Genomic DNA, 1,514 nt, shown 5'->3' on the forward strand with positions numbered 1-1,514 from the left:
CTAAGTATGGAACAAAACAAGCTCTTGTCCAAATTATGCTCCTTGCAGTAATTTTCAATATTTCCTTTTAATCCCGCAGTCTCCTGACCAACATAGGAAATAATAAGACCACTTGCCACTTGGCAGGTTCCTTCTTCTGTTACATCCATGGATATCATCTCTGGGTTACATTTTTGCAAGATGCTCTTAATCAATGCTGTTTTTCCACTTCCATTTTTCCCTGACAGTACAACTCTATCCCCTTTTTCAACAGCAAAGGATATTTCATTAAGAACTGTTTTCTCGGAGTTATTATATCTCACACAATAATCCCTCACATCAACCAGACGTTTCTTGTGATGCGTAAGCTGAACCAATTTCAAATCCACTGGGGATTCTATATCCTGCAAAAGGCCCTCTTTTTCATCAATCTCACGCTGGATACGTTTCTCCATCTGTTTTACTCTGCTCTGCATTTTCTTGGTTTTTGCACCTATGTAGCTCCTTGTGCTAAGACATCTGTCATGCTCTTTTATTGGGTCAAATCCTATTTTTGTACCTTCGTTCTTATCAGCCCATCTTGTAACACGATCCGCAGCACGATTTAGCTTCTGAATTTCCTTCAAATGCTTTTCGTTCTCTGCCAAGGCAAATTTATCTTTCTTCTCCTTATTCTCCCACCAAACTGAGAAATTTCCATTTTGCACATCAATACTGCTTCTGTTCAACACTAGACAATGATCCGTACAAGCATCCAGCAAATCTCTATCGTGGGAAACAAGTATAAATCCCTTCTTAGAAGCCAGATAGTCCTTCACACTCTCACGTGCAGCTTTATCCAGGTGGTTTGTTGGCTCATCTATGAGCAAGAATTCATTTTCCTCTGAAAATAAAATAGCAAGCAATGCCTTTGTTCGCTCTCCTGGACTTAATGTGCAAAAGGGTCTATACAAAATATCTGCTTCCTCAGAAAGCTCACTAAGTTCACAGATTACCCTCCACATTTCACATCCCGGCTTCAGCTCCTCCATAAAGTCAGCCACAGAAAGTTCCATCTGTTGCTCTGTAATGTGATAAGGAAAAAGATCAAACTTTGTTGATGTATGAATACTCCCTTCAAATGTATATTTCCCCATAAGAAGGTTGAGAAAAGTAGTTTTACCCTTTCCATTTCTCCCTACAAAACCTAGCTTCCAATTTGTATCTATGGAAAATGAAACATTTTCGAAAACAATATCAAAGCTTCCCTCATAACCGAAGGTAAGATTATTTACATTAATTTGTGCCATATAACTTCCTCCTTTCATGGTTCCACGCAATAAAAAAGAACCATTTGTTGCCAAACAGTTCCATTACATACTATAACCTCTAATTTTTTGTAGAAAGAGCCACCAGAATACACCTGTGCCATCCACACTTCTTCAAATTTTTTGCACACTAAAAGAGAGGTTATGAGAACATAATCCACTTTTGGCAACACGAAAAATAGAATGATCAATAAGCTCACAGCTAAATAAATCTTCATGCAATCAAAA

At 38.1% G+C, this 1,514-nt stretch carries 2 protein-coding genes; both read right to left on the reverse strand.

Annotated features, from left to right (window positions below; translation table 11 throughout):
* Nucleotides 1–1,286: ATP-binding cassette domain-containing protein (locus tag IJ490_RS04590; protein ID WP_365821165.1), on the reverse strand; the 1,286-nt coding region annotated here is incomplete at its 3' end.
* Nucleotides 1,283–1,514 (reverse strand): hypothetical protein (locus IJ490_RS04595; protein WP_291894863.1); only part of this gene is annotated, 232 nt, incomplete at its 5' end. The genes IJ490_RS04590 and IJ490_RS04595, both read right to left, overlap by 4 nt.

This window comes from Chlamydia sp. (assembly GCF_017472245.1).
GTDB lineage: Bacteria > Chlamydiota > Chlamydiia > Chlamydiales > Chlamydiaceae > Chlamydia.